The sequence below is a fragment of the Streptomyces sp. JL2001 genome (assembly GCF_050917515.1).
Lineage (GTDB): Bacteria > Actinomycetota > Actinomycetes > Streptomycetales > Streptomycetaceae > Streptomyces.
Genome location: NZ_CP169421.1, coordinates 357,493 through 372,532, shown reverse-complemented (window position 1 = coordinate 372,532; position 15,040 = coordinate 357,493). Strand labels below are relative to the sequence as shown.

At 73.1% G+C, this 15,040-nt stretch carries 13 protein-coding genes; 5 read left to right on the top strand and 8 right to left on the bottom strand.

Annotated features, from left to right (window positions below):
- Positions 1 to 24: 24 nt before the first annotated feature.
- The 4 genes from ACE1OA_RS01690 to ACE1OA_RS01675 all read left to right on the top strand — a co-directional run bounded on the left by ACE1OA_RS01690 (position 25) and on the right by ACE1OA_RS01675 (position 4,695).
- Positions 25 to 870, top strand: a complete 846-nt coding sequence (locus tag ACE1OA_RS01690; protein ID WP_356609815.1) for a hypothetical protein — start codon at positions 25 to 27, stop codon at positions 868 to 870.
- A gap of 302 nt (positions 871 to 1,172) precedes the next feature.
- Positions 1,173 to 1,970 (top strand): hypothetical protein, encoded by a 798-nt coding sequence (locus ACE1OA_RS01685; protein WP_356609813.1) that lies wholly within the window; start codon positions 1,173 to 1,175, stop codon positions 1,968 to 1,970.
- An 88-nt stretch (positions 1,971 to 2,058) separates the two neighbouring features.
- Positions 2,059 to 2,730, top strand: coding sequence for a DUF2278 family protein (locus ACE1OA_RS01680; protein WP_432752087.1), 672 nt, complete (start codon positions 2,059 to 2,061; stop codon positions 2,728 to 2,730).
- Between the two features lie 441 nt (positions 2,731 to 3,171).
- Positions 3,172 to 4,695, top strand: a complete 1,524-nt coding sequence (locus ACE1OA_RS01675) for an AMP-binding protein (protein ID WP_432752086.1) — start codon at positions 3,172 to 3,174, stop codon at positions 4,693 to 4,695.
- Positions 4,696 to 4,853: 158 nt separating this feature from the next.
- On the opposite strand, the gene ACE1OA_RS01670 is transcribed toward ACE1OA_RS01675, so the two are convergent.
- The 8 genes from ACE1OA_RS01670 to ACE1OA_RS01635 all read right to left on the bottom strand — a co-directional run bounded on the left by ACE1OA_RS01670 (position 4,854) and on the right by ACE1OA_RS01635 (position 13,942).
- The gene (locus ACE1OA_RS01670; RefSeq protein WP_356609807.1) at positions 4,854 to 5,390 is read right to left on the bottom strand and encodes an NUDIX hydrolase family protein; all 537 of its coding nucleotides are present in this window, start codon (positions 5,388 to 5,390) and stop codon (positions 4,854 to 4,856) included.
- Between the two features lie 202 nt (positions 5,391 to 5,592).
- Complete coding sequence (locus ACE1OA_RS01665) at positions 5,593 to 6,165, bottom strand: dihydrofolate reductase family protein (RefSeq protein ID WP_432752085.1); 573 nt, start codon at positions 6,163 to 6,165, stop codon at positions 5,593 to 5,595.
- Between the two features lie 248 nt (positions 6,166 to 6,413).
- Positions 6,414 to 7,442: a helix-turn-helix domain-containing protein gene (locus ACE1OA_RS01660; protein ID WP_356779783.1), complete on the bottom strand. Its 1,029-nt coding sequence runs from the start codon at positions 7,440 to 7,442 to the stop codon at positions 6,414 to 6,416.
- Positions 7,443 to 7,600: 158 nt separating this feature from the next.
- Positions 7,601 to 9,217 carry an ArnT family glycosyltransferase gene (locus ACE1OA_RS01655; RefSeq protein WP_432752084.1) on the bottom strand — a complete coding sequence of 539 codons (1,617 nt, stop codon included), beginning with the start codon at positions 9,215 to 9,217 and terminating at the stop codon, positions 7,601 to 7,603.
- The gene (locus ACE1OA_RS01650; protein ID WP_384871113.1) at positions 9,214 to 10,221 is read right to left on the bottom strand and encodes a glycoside hydrolase family 26 protein; all 1,008 of its coding nucleotides are present in this window, start codon (positions 10,219 to 10,221) and stop codon (positions 9,214 to 9,216) included. Before ACE1OA_RS01650 ends, ACE1OA_RS01655 begins: the two co-directional genes overlap by 4 nt.
- Complete coding sequence (locus ACE1OA_RS01645) at positions 10,221 to 11,825, bottom strand: glycosyltransferase family 2 protein (protein WP_432752083.1); 1,605 nt, start codon at positions 11,823 to 11,825, stop codon at positions 10,221 to 10,223. The genes ACE1OA_RS01650 and ACE1OA_RS01645 overlap by 1 nt, the downstream gene beginning before the upstream one ends.
- 354 nt (positions 11,826 to 12,179) lie before the next feature.
- Positions 12,180 to 13,103: an NADP-dependent oxidoreductase gene (locus ACE1OA_RS01640; RefSeq protein ID WP_356609795.1), complete on the bottom strand. Its 924-nt coding sequence runs from the start codon at positions 13,101 to 13,103 to the stop codon at positions 12,180 to 12,182.
- A gap of 266 nt (positions 13,104 to 13,369) precedes the next feature.
- The gene (locus ACE1OA_RS01635) at positions 13,370 to 13,942 is read right to left on the bottom strand and encodes a TetR/AcrR family transcriptional regulator (protein ID WP_432752082.1); all 573 of its coding nucleotides are present in this window, start codon (positions 13,940 to 13,942) and stop codon (positions 13,370 to 13,372) included.
- 141 nt (positions 13,943 to 14,083) lie between these two features.
- Here ACE1OA_RS01635 and ACE1OA_RS01630 point away from each other — a divergent pair, with 141 nt between their 5' ends.
- Complete coding sequence (locus tag ACE1OA_RS01630) at positions 14,084 to 14,875, top strand: SDR family NAD(P)-dependent oxidoreductase (protein WP_356609790.1); 792 nt, start codon at positions 14,084 to 14,086, stop codon at positions 14,873 to 14,875.
- Positions 14,876 to 15,040: the final 165 nt, after the last annotated feature.

Sequence of the window (15,040 nt, the reverse complement as noted above, 5' to 3'; positions counted from 1 at the left end):
CGCCCATCCCGCCGGGGGGTCCTGATGACCACCTCGCTGCGACGCAGCTCCGCCCGGGCCCGGCTCGTGGCCCTCGTCGCCGACGCCACCGCCCGCGTCACCGCCGCCTGGCGCATCCTCACCACGGCGCAGTCGCGGCTCCTGTCCGCGCTCGCCGTGATCCGGCCCGGCCGCAGCGCCCTCGCCCTCACCCGCGCCGCCGCCCTCGCCTTCCACCAGGCCGTCGCCTCCTTCGACCGGGCCATCGCCGGATTCACCGAACGCTGGGCGGCCACCGACCTGCCCGCCGCGTATCGCGAGGGCGCGCTCGCCGTCCTCCACCACGTGGACCGGCCCCAGCGTTCCTGGACCTGGACGGCCCGTCACCAGACCGCGCTCACCACCCTCACGGCCCGGTTCCACAGCGACCTCACCGCACGCCACGTCGAAGCCGTGCGGCGCGCCCGCGCGTTCCTCCGCGCCGCCCTCGCGGTCGCCCGCGCCCGGGCCGACGGGTTCAGCGTCCCCCGCTTCGACGGGAACAACCTGCTGCGGGAGCACCCGCTGGACACCGTCGCCGACGCACACGGCGTCCGCCGTCCCGTGGAGTCCTGGGCCCGCGACGCCCTGTCCTGGCAGGCACTCGGCACCGCTCACACCGGCGCCCTCCACACCGCCGCCGGCGACCTGCACTGCACGTGGATCGAGGTGTACGACGGCCCCGACTGCGGTTGGACCGGCCACGACGACCCCGACCGCGCGCACGGCACCCTCCGTACCGTCCGGGAGGCACTCGTCCATCCCCTCGCCCACCCGCACTGCCGACGGGAGTTCTTCCCCCGCCCGGACATCACGTCCCCGCCCGCTCGCGACGTCACGGACTCCTTCTGAAGCACGCGGATCCGGCACCGTGGCTCCGGCACCGTGGGGACGGCGCCGGGGCCACGCTCCGCCAGGTGCCCGCGCGGGGTGCCGGGGGCCGACGCCCGGGTCTGGGCGGGAGCGGGGGACGCGGCGGCGGGAGGCCTGTGGCGGTCGATCCACCGGCGTCGATCGTTCCCTCTGCAATCTCTCCGAACGGCCCACGTGTGGGCCGGCGACACCCGGAATCCCGGTCGGCGGAACGCCCGTTCCGGCCCCGGCGCCACCGCAGCCGCCCTCCCCGTGTCAGACCCGGCTGCCACACTGCGCGCATGCTTCTCGCCCGTCTCACCCTCGACCAATGGCGGTCCTTCGCACCGTCCACCGCACGCGCCGTCGCCCGCGAGGCCGCCGACCGGGTGGCCGGCCGGGTGACCCGCTTCGAGACCGTCCGGCACCTCGGCGCCCCGCTGCACCGCGCCTTCATCGAACGGGACGGACAGGAGTTCGCGCTGGTCCCCGGCGGACCGGTCGCACTCGGCTTCGACCTCGCCGCCTGGCAGCCGACCCCCGAACAGAGTGCCGACTACGCCGAGAGCCTGGACCAGGGCTTCGCCCTCGGCCCGGACCTGCGCGCCCATCTCGCGCACGTGCTCAGCCCTCGTCGACACGTCGTCCTGGACACCGTGCTCATGGCCGTGGAGGCGGAGGAGCTGACCGACACACCCGCTCGGACGCCCGCCCTCCTCGCGGCACGCGGCGTCCGGATGCCGAGCTCTGACGAATGGGAGCACGCCTGCGGGGCGGGGGCGGACACCCTCTTCCGGTGGGGCGACACCTGCCCCCTCGACGCCCTCCCCTACGGAGACCACGGCGGCCCGCAGCACGAGCCGAGCGCCTTCGGCCTGCGCATCGCCCACGACACGTACAGCGCGGAGCTGACGAGCGACCGCACCGCCGTGCACGGAGGAGACGGCGGCGAGTCGGTGTGCGGGGGATACGGCACCCTGCTCGCCTGGCTGCCCCTCGCCACCGCCAACCGCAACCCCTCCATGGCCGACTTCGTCCACGGCCCCGAAGGCGAGGACCTCTGCGAGGACTTCACCACCCGACCGGTGCTCACCCTCTGACCACGAGCACCGCACCCCGGAACGACGACGCGTCACGGAACGTGAGCACCGCCGGGCGGAGCGTCGCCGTCGGTGATTCACTGGCCGTATGCCTTTCGCACGCTACGGGGTGCTCGCGGGGACGCTCCACGGGTACCACCGCGACCAGCCGGACAGCCAGGGCCGTTGGTTCCACGTCAACCTGGACGTCGATGCGCCCGCCGGGCGCTACCACTGCGCCGTCGACGTCGACAGCCACAAGTCCAACGTGGGTGTGCAGTGGAAGGCGTTCACCCTGGACGCCGCCTCCCTCGGCCCGTCCGCGGCCCTCGTCCCGGGCTACCACGACCTCGCCCCCACCCCGGATTCCGGAGCCCTGGACTACCTCCGCCACCCGGCCCTCGTGGATCACTCCGGCGTACTCTTCCGGCGCCGCCCGCCGGACTGGCTGCGGGACCTCCTCGGCCTGTTCGGCTCGCGGCCGTGGCACGCGGGCTCCAACGTCGACGCCGCCGCCGCACTGGAGGAGATCCTGGAGGCGGGGCGGCGCATCCTCGTCTTCGGCGAACCCTTCGACGACGCCCCCGAAGGCGACCTGGGCATGCACAACGTCCACCAGAACCAGGGAGACCCGACGGGATCGCAGTGGTGGGCGGAGAACGGCATCTGGCAGGACGGCGCGACGGTCACCCAGCGCACCGACGGCCGGTACGACGTCTTCCTGAACAAGTTCTCCAGCCAGGCGGACCGCACGGACGGCGCGGGCCACCCCACCGCCTGACCACGCCCTCGGTGTCCCGGCGGACGGCCAGGTGCGCCGACTTCCGGAGTGGCCGGCGGGCGACACGACACCCCACGCGCCCCGACCACCCCACGCACCCAACCACCCCACGCACCCGACGACCCCACGCACCCGACGACCCCGCGCGGACCGGGGACACCGCGCGTGTGCACCAGTACGATGCCGAACTGTTCGACGCCGCGGCCGCCACCGCCGCCGAACGGAACGCGAGGCTGCTCGCCTCCGTGACCGCGCACCGGGGCTTCCGGCGGTCGGGCCGACCGCCGGGGGAGGCGAAGTGGGAGACAAGGCACGGCTGTTCGACGCCCCGTGTCATGCCGTCGCCGGGACGCGAGGCGTCCGCGGCGAGGACGCGCCCGCCCCCACCGACCCGGCAGCGCTTTTGGCGCGTGCCCGAAGGAAGCCCCCGGGGGACCGTTCATGAGCACCACCCTCTACCGGCTGGTCGCCGGTACCGCGGAGCGGCTTCCGGAGGCGCCCGCCCTGGAGTTGCCCGGTAGGACGGTGAGCTACCGCGAGCTGCTGACGGCCGCGGAGGCCCTCGCGGAGCGGATCCGACGGATCGCGGACACGGCGGGGCCGATCGCCCGGGTGGGCCTGTTCGCGCCCAAGGGAGCCGTGGCCTGCGTGGGCTACCTGGCCGCGCTGCGGCTCGGCGCGGCCGTCGTCCCCCTCAACCCCGCCTATCCGGCGGCCCGCACCCGCGACGTGCGCGAACTGGCGGGCGTGGACCTGGTGCTGGCCGACGCGACGGTGTGGCCGGACCCCGGCCCGGACTGGGCGACCGGCCTCCCCGTACTGACGCCGACGCCCGACGAGGCACTCACAGCCACGCCCCGGGGCGACCTCGCCCCGTACGCGGCGGACCCCGACCGGCTCGCGTACGTCCTGTTCACCTCGGGAACGACCGGCCGGCCCAAGGGGATTCCGGTCAGGCACCGCAACGTCGTCCCGTTCGTCGAGCACAACATCGCCCGGTACGGCATCGGCCCCGGCTGCCGTATGTCGCACACCTTCGACCTGACCTTCGACGCCTCCCTCTTCGACCTCTTCGTCACCTGGGGCGGCGGCGCGACCCTGGTGGTCGCCGACCGGGCCGAGATGTTCGACCCGGCCGAGTACCTCGGGCGCAGAAGCCTCACGCACTGGTTCTCCGTACCCTCGGCCATCTCGGTGAGCGCCCAGTTCGGGACTCTGCCCACCCGGCCGGTGCCCGCCCTGCGCCAGAGCATGTTCGGCGGGGAGCAGCTCACGCGTGAACAGGCGGCCCGGTGGCACGCGGCGGTGCCCGACTCGCTGATCGACAACGTCTACGGGCCCAGCGAGCTCTCCGTGGGCTGTACCGGCTACCGGCTGCCCCTGGACCCCCGCCGCTGGCCCCGCACGGCCAACGACACGGTGCCGATCGGCCGCGTCTACGGCGGCCTGGAGCACCTCGTCACCCCGGACCTGAACGAGCTGTGCGTACGCGGCCCCCAGCGTTTCGACGGCTATCTCGACGCGGCCGACGACGCCGGCCGCTTCCTGGGGCACACCGGCCCCGGCCGCCCCGATCCCTCCCGCCACTACCGCACCGGGGACCGCGTCGGCCTGGAGCAGGGACAGCTGGTCCATCTGGGCAGGCTCGACGACCAGGTGAAGATCATGGGGTTCCGGATCGAACCGGGCGAGATCGAGGCCGCTCTGCGCCGTCTTCCCGACGTGGCCGACGCCGTCGTGATCGTCGACGCGCGCGGAGACGTCGCCGAACTCGTCGCCTGCTACACCGGCCGCCCCGTGCACCGGCGCGACCTCGTCCGGGCACTGCGCCTCACGCTGCCCGTGCACCTGCTGCCCCGGCGCTTCGTGCACCTGGAGTCGCTGCCCCGCGACACCCACGGCAAGACGGACCGGGCCGCCCTCCGCCGCCTCACGACCGAGGCTCCCGCCCCCGCCGCTCACTGAGCCGGAACGCGCCGGCGGCGCTCACGGAGCCGTACGGCCATCCGATCGGGCCCGCCCGAGGAACGCCACCCGTACGCGCCGCACCTCGTGTCAGGTGCGCGCCGGGCCCGCGCGGGCGACCCCCTGAAGGGCGTCGCCCGCACGATGCGTCACGGGCGTCAGTACGTGTGTCCCACGTGCGCGAGAGCCTGCTTCAGCAGCACGCCGTGGCCGCCGGGCATCTCGCTCTGCAGGGCCGGGGAGGCCGCCTCCTGCGGCGTGATCCAGACCAGGTCCAGGGCGTCCTGCCGGGGTCGGCAGTCGCCGGTCACCGGCACGACGTACGCCAGGGACACGGCGTGCTGGCGCGGGTCGTGGAAGGCGGTGATGCCCGCCGTGGGGAAGTACTCGGCGACCGTGAACGGCTGGAGGGAGGCCGGGATCCGGGGCAGGGCCACCGGGCCGAGGTCCTTCTCCAGATGGCGCAGCAGGGCGTCGCGGACGCGCTCGTGGTGCATGACGCGGCCGGACACGAGCGTGCGGCTGATCCTGCCCTCCGCACCGATCCGGAGGAGAACACCGATGCTGACGACCTCACCGCTGTCGTCCACGCGTACGGGTACGGCCTCGACGTAGAGGATGGGCATCCGAGCCCTGGCGCTGCTCAGTTCGTCCGTGCTCAGCCAGCCGGGCGTGGTGTCGGTCAAGTCAGACATCGCTTGATCATACTTCCTGGACCGGGTGTCGGCCCAGGTCGCGTGTCTGCCGGCCGGGTGGACTTCGGGCGGCGGCCGCACGCCCCCGCCCGAGCGCCGGCGCCTGTCGGTACGCCATGCGCCGGACGTCCGGCGGCGGTTGTGGTCCGCCGACCGTCGGCCGGCGCCTCCCCGAGCACCGGAGCACGTCCCGGCCGCGGGGTCAGCGGACCACGTCGAAGACGTTCTTCTGCAGGCCGTTGGCGTACGCCTCGTGCTCGACCAGCGTCAGCTTCTGGGTGTCCTTGTCCGTGGCGCTGAAGAGCCGCTTGCCGGCGCCGAGCAGGAGCGGGAAGACGAGCAGGTGGTAACGGTCGATCAGGCCGGCGTCGGAAAGCGCCTGGTTGAGGGAGGCGCTGCCGTGGACGATGATCGGGCCGCCCTCGGTCTCCTTCAGCGCGGCGACGTCGTCGAGCGAGCGCAGGATCGTCGTCTCGCCCCAGTTCGACACCAGGTCGTCCTCGGTGAGTGTGGTGGAGACGACGTACTTCGGCATCACCTTGTAGTCGGCGAAGTCCGCCATGTCGGGCCACACGGGGCTGAAGGCCTCGTAGCTGGCGCGGCCCAGGAGCATGGCCGCCGCCTCCTTCTGCTCGCGGCCCTTGATCTCGAACGCCTCGGGGAGGAACTCGATGTCCTTGAAGGTCCATCCGGAGTTCCGGTATCCGGGCTCGCCGCCCGGGGCCTCCACGACGCCGTCGAGCGAGATGAAAGCGGTGGTGATCAGAGTACGCATCGCGGGATCCTCGGTCTTCCGTGTTCGTCGGTCCGTCTCCGGCCCGCCCGTCCGTGCGGCAGGTCGGTGGTGCACCCTCGGCTGTGGCACCAGCATGATCTAAGACCGTCGTCCGCGGGGAAACTCATCGCCGTGCGCTCGGCGAGTCTTCGGCGGGTCCCGGCAGCGGCCCACAGGCGGGCCCGCTTCCGTGCGGGGTGGGGGGAACGCCGCTCCCCTGCTGCGGCGTTCCTCCCCGAGCCTCCAACCTAGGGCGTCGAACCGGGGGCCGCTGTGCGGGGAGTGCGGGACTTCTCGACATCGCGTGCAATCCCGGACGGGCAGGTGCCGGCCGCGCGACGCTCGGTGGGAGTGGTGCCGTAGTGCTCGCGGAAGGCCCTGCTGAACGACGTCGCACTGGAGAAGCCCCAGCGGGCCGCGATCGTCTGCACGGGCTCGCCGGCGAACTCCCGGCGCCCGAGGTCGGCGTACGCGCGCTCCAGCCGCCCCTGGCGGATGCGGGCGGCCACGCTGAGGGGACGGTCGCGGAAGAGGGAGTGGAGGGTGCGCAGGGAGATGTTGTGCCGCTCGGCGACGGCCCGGGGCGTCAGGTCCGGGTCGCCGAGGTTGTTGTCGATGAAGCCGGTGACGCGCCGGTACATCTCCTGCGCCCGGGCCTCGGCCGGCGCCGTGTCGGGGCTGCCGAGCTGGCGGGCCAGGCAGGCCGTCGCGAGGTCGAGGGCGACCGAACCCAGACCGGCCAGCTCCGCGGGATCGCAGTCCGGGCCCTGGGCGTGCACGCTGCCCAGGAAACCGCCGAGGATCGCGCCCGTTCCCCGGTCGGCGGGGATGCGCCGCGCCACCATCCGGTCCACCCGGTCGTGCCGGAGCGGCAGGACCGCGCGGGGGATCTGCAGGATCAGCGCCGTGGCACGCTCGTCCCCGCTCCACCCCTCGCTCGGCTGCGAGGTGTCCGTCAGGACCAGATCGCCGCTGACGACCGCCTGGTTGTCGCGCTGGGCGATCCGGAACGCGCCGCCGGTCACCAGGGCCAGCTGGTATTGCTCCGGGTCGCCCCGCCGCACGTGCGCCGGCGTCCGGCGCGACAGGACCGGCGAGTAGGTGATGGCCGAGAGCTGCACCGGACCGAGGTCCAGGGCGCTGACCTCCGCGTGGAAGTCCTGTACGTGGTCGGTGCTGAGGCTCACCGGCATCACGTGGTCCGACACCGCGTCACGGAACCACTCGAACCGCTCCGGCGGGGCCATGCCGTCGCCACCGTGACCTGCCGAACTCATGGACGTCCCCCCGTTCCTGTGGTGCGTCGGCGATTATCCGTCACGGCCGTCGTCGCACGTCAGGCGGGCCCTCCGGCCTGGGCCGGCGACCCGTTCCGCCCGCCGGGTCGGCCCCGGAGGGGCCCGCGCCCCGCACCGTCCGCCTCCGGGAGCGGTCGTCAGTGCTTCACCCAGATCCGGTAGCGATGGTGCCGTTGCCCTCCGCTCGGGGAGGCGGGCATCAGGTGGGCGAGCAGCCGGTAGTGCGGGTTGTCACGCATCGACTCGGTGATGACGCGGTCCACGCGCGGGTTGGTGAACCCGTCGAGCACGACGAGGTCGAACGCGCCGTCGCGCACGGCCGCCCGGTAGGCGTCGTCCCCGGTGAACCAGTGGCCGCTGGGGTTCGTGTAGTCCATGCCGAAGACGCTTCGCCACCGGTCGTGCGACGTCCTGTCGCGCAGGTAGTACACGGGTACCTCGGGCGTCGAACTCAGGTAGAGGCCGCGGTCGTTCACCTCCGAAGCGATCGTCCGGACCATTCCGGTGGAGTCCGGCCAGTTGCCGAAGCGCCCGTCCGCCTGCGAGATGCCGAGGCACACGGCGGCCGTCCACAGCGCGATGCCGAGCTGCGGGTGACGGAAATGCGCGCCGACCAGCCTGGTCAGGCCGACGCCGGCCATCGGGGCGGCGAACAGGAGACCGAAGCCGACGTGCTTGAACAGCGACACCATGGTCCCGAGGTGCACCTGGTACGCGGGGGCGAGCAGCGCCGTGGTGCACAGCAGCAGACCCAGCAGGGTCCGGCGCCGGCGGCCGGGTCCGCCGAGGCGCCACGCGGTCGGCGACTCGCGCAGGCGGCCGTGCCGGGCGTACGAGACCGCGCCGCCGACCGCCGTCAGGAACATCAGGCCGCCCCACTCGGCGGACCGCCCGAGCAGCAGCGCCGCCCCGTCGGTGCCGTGGTCGCGGTCGGTGGTGGTCTGCTGCACGCCGGCCAGCAGATCCGTGCCGTGGATGCCGAGCGCCACCAGAACACCCGTGGCCGCCACGAGCAGGAGCGGACGCAGGAGCGCCTTCGCGCCCCGGCCCGGCCACGCCGTGAGCAGCGCCAGGGCGACCAGGGTCGGCAGGTACAGGCCGGCGGCGTACTTCACGCCCACGGCGAGGACCGTGACCGGCGCGGCCAGCAGCACGGCCGGTGCGGGGGCCCGGGCCGTGCGTACGACGATCCAGGCGGCCAGGGCCAGCAGGAAGACGGCCGGCGCGTCGTAGGTGGCGAAGTACCCCATGACCACGGTCGACTGGAGCACGGCGAACAGGGCCGCGGCGGCGAGCCCCGTCCGTTCGTTGAACAGCCGCCGCGTGAACGAGTACAGCAGTCCGGTGGCACCGAGCATGAAGCACAGGCTCAGCAGGCGTGCGCCGTGGAGTCCGAACCGGCTGTCCACGAGGGCGGCGAGCACGGGGTACAGCTGCGGTGAGCCCGAGAAGTAGGCGGCGTAGTGCCGTGGCGCGGGAGCGCCGTGGAGCAGGTGGTCCAGCTCGGCGTGACCGGCCGTCAGGTACAGCGCCTCGTCCTGGAACGCCGTGTTGGACAACCGGAGGGACAGCGCCGCCTGCAGGGCCAGGACGGCCAGCAGGGCCGCCCGGCTGACCCAGGTGCGCCGCCGGCCGCCGGCATGGCTCCAGGCGGACTCGGGCACCTCGGCCACGTGGTAGGCGGGGGTCCGCTGGTCGCCCTGCTGGGCCGGCAGCGGGGCGGCGGTCCGGAGCGTGGGTTCCGCGGGGGTCATCGCACTCTCCGTACGTCGAAGCCGTAGAGGTCGTTCGCGGCGAGACGACGGAACTCGGCGACCCCGTCGGCGCTCACGGCCAGCCGCCAGTCGGCGCGCGCCCTGCGGTCGAACCAGGCGAAGCCGATGATGTCCGGGGCGGCGGTGACGCCGTCGAAGAGGGCGCGCACGTCGTTCTTTCGGTGCAGCCCCGGCATGGCACCCGTCTCGAGCAGGAGCCGGGGCTTGTGGCTGAACCGTTGGACCTCCGCCAGGGTCGACCCGAAGAGACCGTCGAAGGTGTGCGGATCCCACCGGGTGAAGTAGCCGACCAGGCCGACCCAGTCGACGTAGCCGTCGCCCGGGTAGTAGCGGCTCAGGTCCTCCTGGGTCTCCGGCTCGATGATGTTCGGCGACCACACCCAGATGACGTTCGTGGCGCCGACGTCCTGGAAGACGTCGTGGACGTGACGCCAGGCCCGGACGTACTCCTTCGGCGTCGTCCCGCGCGTACCCCACTTCTCCCAGTCGCCGTTCATCTCGTCCGCGAAGCTGATCCCGATCGGGAGGTTGAGGGTGCGGACCGCTTGCGCGAACCCGCGGAGGTAGTCGTCGCTGGATCCGTCGGCGATCCGGGAGAGTGCGGTGTTCTGCGGCTCCCAGGAGACGACGGTCAGCGCCCCCGCGTTCCAGGCGTTGCGGGTGCCCGAGGCGTCGAAGCCGTCGCCCCAGGCGGCGTAGTAGGCGATCAGGTTCGGGTCCTTGCCCACCAACCGGGCCCAGTCGCGTGCCGGCTTCATCGAATGCGGCGCGCCGGGCCGGGAGACCCCGAGGTACTTCTTCTCCGGCCGCAGCAACGGGCGTACGTCGTACGGGACACCTCCGGCCGCCGGCGCACCGGCGGCGGGCCGGCCACCGGACCCCTGCGAGCATCCGGTCAGCGCGAAGCCGGCGACGAGGACGACGAGGGAGACGAGGGCGACGAGGGAGGCGAGCGGAGCGGCGGAGGCACGGGTCGCACGCATCAGCTGGCACCTTTCGCGCGGGGGAGCAGCAGGACCCGCGCCACGATCAGCGCGTAGAAGAGTCCGGAGCACAGCAGGAGGGCGAAGTCGACGGGGTCGCGGGTGAGCGTGCGCCAGAACGCGGCGGCCACCCAGACCACAGCGGTGCCGCCGCCCCACAGCCACACCGCGGCCCGGTGCCGGGTGGCCCCGCTCCGCCGCGCCGCGGAGGAGCCGGTCGCCTGCCAGCCCATGCGCCGCCCGCGCAGGGCGTCCCAGATCGCGAAGACGTGGGCCCAGCCGTACATCATGCGCACCGCCCACGCCTCCAGGCGGTAGGGGACCCGATGCCACGACGGGAACACGATCGTGGTGTAGAGGACGCTCGGCAGGACCAGCCACAGACTGTCCACGGTGGCCTTCTCGGGGAACGCCAGCAGCAGGAGCAGCGGGACCAGGGGCGCCACGAAGGTGAACAGGGCGGTGTGGACGTAGTAGAAGAAGCCCGACAGGTAGCAGAGCCTGCTGCCGGCACGGAGCTCGGTCCGGCGGAACTTGGCGCTGCCGAGCAGGCTCATCGAGCCGGCGCACCAGCGGTACTGCTGGTTGAAGAACGCCTCGGCGCTGTCGGGGCACACGCCTGCCGACAGGGCGATCGGCACGTACCGCAGGTCCCAGCCCAGGCGCCGGAGGTCGAAGCCGGTGTGCACGTCCTCCGAGTGCTCGATGAGGGTGGTACCGCCGTTCTCCGCCAGGGCGGTGCGCCGGTAGACCGCGCAACTGCCCACGCAGATCGCCCCGTCGTTGCTCTGACGGGACACCTGGACGGCCCGGTAGAACAGTTCCTGGACGGCGCCGGCCCCGCGCTCGATCCAGTTCTGTGCGTCGAGGACCCGGAAGTACTGCGGGGACTGGACGATGGCGAGCCGTCCGTCCGCCTCCAGGTGGGGGAGGAGTTCGTGCAGCAGGTCGGCGCGGGGCGCGAAGTCGGCGTCGAGGACGAGGATGTACGTGCCGTCGGTGCGGTCGCAGCCGAAGCGGAGGTTGCCCGCCTTCTTGAACCAGCCGCGATCGGCGCGGGCGGCGTACCCGAAACCGAAGTCGGCCGCCATGGCGCGCAGGGCCGGGTCGGCCGAGTCGTCCAGGACGAGGGGCAGGCAGACGCCCGGGTAGTGGTCGGCGAGCGCCCGCACGTGGGTCCAGGTGTTGTGCAGCAGCTCGATCGGTTCCCCGCACACCGGGAGGAGGACGTCGACGGTGGGCGGGGTGGCGGGACGCCAGCCGTCGACGAGGGCGCGGTGCGACGACAGGTCGAAGTCGCGGCTGAACAGGTTCGTGTGCAGCGAGATCAGGTAATAGAGGGCGGTGAGCAGCAGGAACGGGGCGAACACCCACAGGGCCGGGGTGGAGACGATCAGCCGGTACTGACTCACGGCCAGGCAGCCGACGCTCACGAGCGAGGTGAGGGTCAGCCACCACAACCGGCGCCGGACGTATCCGTACTTCTCGGCGTCGGACGGCGGTACGGGCAACAGGCCGCCTCGTATCGTCCCGTCCGGCCGCCGTTCGCCCTGTCGTCGCCGCACGCCCGGCGCCACCGCGCGGGTGGTGTCGACTGCACTCATAAGACCCTCCGGACCTGCCCGCCTCGAACGGATCGAGGTGATATGTCCGGAGAATGTAGGCCGAGTTCACGAGGGGAACGGGGTGACGCGATCGACCGCGCTTGTGGTTGACCCGAATTGACGACCCGTCCGCCAGTCCTCGGGGGATGCGGCAGGCGTCACCCCGTGGGCGTTCCCGTTCCCGGCGTGCCGGGCCACCGCCCGCACGCGCCGCCGCCGGGCACGCCCGGACCGGTGGAGCGGGTCGTGGCCCGCGTGCTCCACTGCCGGTGTGCGCCCGGACCGGCGGCCGAGGAGTCGGGTCCGCTCCCTCCCCGGCCTGCCGGTACGCCGAACCGCCTCGGGAGCGGCGGGTCAGGCGACCGTGAGGACGATCTTGCCGGTGGTGCGGCCCTGCTCGCCGACGCTGTGGGCCTTCGCCGCCTCGGACAGCGGCAGGACGGTGTCGACCACGGGCTTGAGCCGGCCGCTCTCGACGAGGGCGGTGATCTCGCGCAGGCCCAGGTGGTCGGGCTCGACCAGCATCCACTGGGCGTGGACGCCTTCCGGGGTGGTGGGGACGTCGTCGGGGCCGGGGAGGGTGACGAGGCGGCCGCCCGCGCGAAGGACCTTCAGCGAGCGTTCGGCGGTCTCGCCGCCGAGCCCGTCGAGGACGACGTCGACGTCGGCGACGACGTCCTCGAAACGGACGTCGCGGTAGTCGACGACCTCGTCGGCGCCGAGCGAACGGACCAGATCGTGCTTGGCCGCGCTGGCCGTGCCGATGACGTGGGCGCCGCGGGCCTTCGCGATCTGGACCGCGAGGTGACCCACGCCGCCGGCCGCCGCGTGCACCAGGACGCGCTCGCCCGGCCGGACACCGGCCGTGTCGACGAGGGCCTGCCACGCGGTCAGCGCGGCGAGCGGCAGCGCCGCGGCCTCGACGTGGCTCAGGGAGGCGGGCTTGGGGGCGAGGTGTCGGGCGGGGGCCACGACGTACTCGGCGTAGGCGCCGGCCTGACGGGGGAAGAGCGGCATGCCGAAGACCTCGTCGCCGGGCCGGAAGACGCCGACCCCGGGACCGACGGCCTCGACCGTGCCGGAGACGTCCCAGCCGACCACGGGGGCCGCGCCCCACTCGATGAGGGCGCCGCTGGCGCGGGTCTTCCAGTCCACCGGGTTCACACCGGCCGCGTGGACCCGTACCAGCACCTCGTTCAGGCCCGGCACCGGGCGCTCGATCTCCCGCTCGACCAGGGTCTCGGGTCCGCCCCACTGCTCCACGACCACCGCGCGCATGCTGTCCGCCTCGTTTCCGTTCGATCTCTGTGGTTCTCGTACCGGGTGACCTCCCGGCGCGACGTGGTCAACGATCCGGCAGTCCGGCGCGGAACGGTATTGGCTGTCAGGCCACTACATCACAGGATCTGGCCACGGGGTGAGGTGTGGCGGAGGAGGGGGGTGTTCTCGGCCTGTCACCCGTGCGGCGGACAGGCCCCGGGCGATCCGCGTCACGGACCGAGCGAGGGCGCTCGCTCTCGGTGACGCCGGCCCGGGCCGATGCCCTACGGCACCTGCGGCGGGGCGAACCTGGTCAGTATCAGCAGGGTGTCGACGAGCTCCTCGGCCGGGGCGCCGGTGGCCAGGCGGCGCAGCTGCTGGCCGAAGACCAGGGCCACGGCCACGCCCGCCAGGCGTTCGGGGTCCGGCACGCCGAGCTGGGTCAGGATCCGGGTGGCCAGCAGGTCGTACGCGGCGAAACACTCGGCCGCGGCGGCCCGCAGCCGTTCGTCGCGGCCTGCCTGGACGTACAGCTCGAACGGGGCGATGTGGCGGCTGTCGAAGGCGTTGCCGCCGGCGACCTGCGCCACCACCTCGGCCGCCTGCCCGATGTCGAAGGGTTCGTCGGTGCACGCGTCGGCGAGCGCCGTGAAGTGCCGGGTCTCCTCGGCCACGAAGTGCAGCAGGCTCTCGCGCAGCAGCTCGTGCTGGGTGGCGAAGTGGTAGGTGACCGAACCGAGCGAGACGCCGGCCTCCTTGGCGATCCGCCGGTTGGTGACGGCGGCGATGCCGTCCTGCCCGATGATCCGCAGCACGGCGTCGATGATGCTCTGGCGGGTGTCGGATGCGTGGGGCATGTCGGCATTCTGCCCCATCGCGCGGCCCGACCGGCCGGGCCGGATCCGGCAGTTGGGCGGCCCGGGGTGTGGACAGTGGGGCGGGGCGATCCCTACTGTTCGTTCGAACGAACAGTTGAGGGCAGCCGCACGGGAGTCATCGTGGACATATCCGGATCGAACGTTCTGCTCACCGGCGCGACCGGGGGCATCGGCGCCGCCCTGGCGGCGCGCCTGGCGGCCCAGGGGGCCCGCCTCACACTCACCGGCCGCCGGGAGGAGGCACTCAAGGCCACCGCGGACACCTGCGGGGCCCGCACCGTGGTCGCCGACCTGGCCGTCCGGTCCGACGTCGTCCGGCTCGCCGAGACCTGCGCCGATACGGACGTCCTCGTCGCGAACGCCGCCCTCCCCGCCAGCGGCGACCTCCTGGACTACAGCGAGGAACAGCTCGACCGCGCCCTCGACGTGAACCTGCGGGCGCCCGTCCTGTTGTCCCGGCTGCTCACGGCTCACATGGTCGACCGGGGGCGCGGCCACATCGTGCTCGTCGGTTCCATCTCGGGCAAGGCGGCGACCAAGTCGACCTCCCTCTACAACGCGACGAAGTTCGGGCTGCGCGGATTCGCCCTGGCCCTGCGTCAGGAACTCAGGGGAACCGGAGTGGGGGTGTCGCTCGTCCAGCCCGGCTTCGTCCGCGACGCGGGGATGTTCGCGGACACGGGCGCCGCACCGCCGAACGGCATCCGGACGGTGACGCCCGGCCAGGTCGCCGACGGCGTCGTACGCGCCGTGCACCGCGACCGGTGCGAGGTCAACGTGGCGCCGCTGGAGCTGCGGCTGCTCAGCGCCATCGCCGGCCAGTTCCCCGGCTTCGCCGAACGGGTCCAGGCCCGGGCGGACGTCGACGGCTCCGTACGACAGATCGTCGACGCCCAGCGCACCCGCCGATAGCAGCCGCGCACCCACAGCCCCCGCCCCTCGACAGCCACCTTCCGGCACCTCGCCGCCGCTCGCACGCCACGGGCCCGGCCGCATCCGAACGACCCCCGCATCCGAACGACCCCCGCATCCGAACGACCCCCGCATCCGAACGACCGCGCACCCGAACGTCTTCCC

Bases quoted from the DNA above. Each gene is read 5' to 3' on its own strand.
- ACE1OA_RS01640 (WP_356609795.1), bottom strand. From the start codon at position 13,103: ATGCGCGCGGTGGTCGTGGAGCAGTGGGGCGGACCCGAGACCCTGGTC.
- ACE1OA_RS01665 (WP_432752085.1), bottom strand. From the start codon at position 6,165: ATGCGTACTCTGATCACCACCGCTTTCATCTCGCTCGACGGCGTCGTG.
- ACE1OA_RS01685 (WP_356609813.1), top strand. From the start codon at position 1,173: ATGCTTCTCGCCCGTCTCACCCTCGACCAATGGCGGTCCTTCGCACCG.
- ACE1OA_RS01635 (WP_432752082.1), bottom strand. From the start codon at position 13,942: ATGCCCCACGCATCCGACACCCGCCAGAGCATCATCGACGCCGTGCTG.
- ACE1OA_RS01670 (WP_356609807.1), bottom strand. From the start codon at position 5,390: ATGTCTGACTTGACCGACACCACGCCCGGCTGGCTGAGCACGGACGAA.
- ACE1OA_RS01680 (WP_432752087.1), top strand. From the start codon at position 2,059: ATGCCTTTCGCACGCTACGGGGTGCTCGCGGGGACGCTCCACGGGTAC.
- ACE1OA_RS01655 (WP_432752084.1), bottom strand. From the start codon at position 9,217: ATGACCCCCGCGGAACCCACGCTCCGGACCGCCGCCCCGCTGCCGGCC.
- ACE1OA_RS01660 (WP_356779783.1), bottom strand. From the start codon at position 7,442: ATGAGTTCGGCAGGTCACGGTGGCGACGGCATGGCCCCGCCGGAGCGG.
- ACE1OA_RS01650 (WP_384871113.1), bottom strand. From the start codon at position 10,221: ATGCGTGCGACCCGTGCCTCCGCCGCTCCGCTCGCCTCCCTCGTCGCC.
- ACE1OA_RS01690 (WP_356609815.1), top strand. From the start codon at position 25: ATGACCACCTCGCTGCGACGCAGCTCCGCCCGGGCCCGGCTCGTGGCC.
- ACE1OA_RS01675 (WP_432752086.1), top strand. From the start codon at position 3,172: ATGAGCACCACCCTCTACCGGCTGGTCGCCGGTACCGCGGAGCGGCTT.
- ACE1OA_RS01645 (WP_432752083.1), bottom strand. From the start codon at position 11,825: ATGAGTGCAGTCGACACCACCCGCGCGGTGGCGCCGGGCGTGCGGCGA.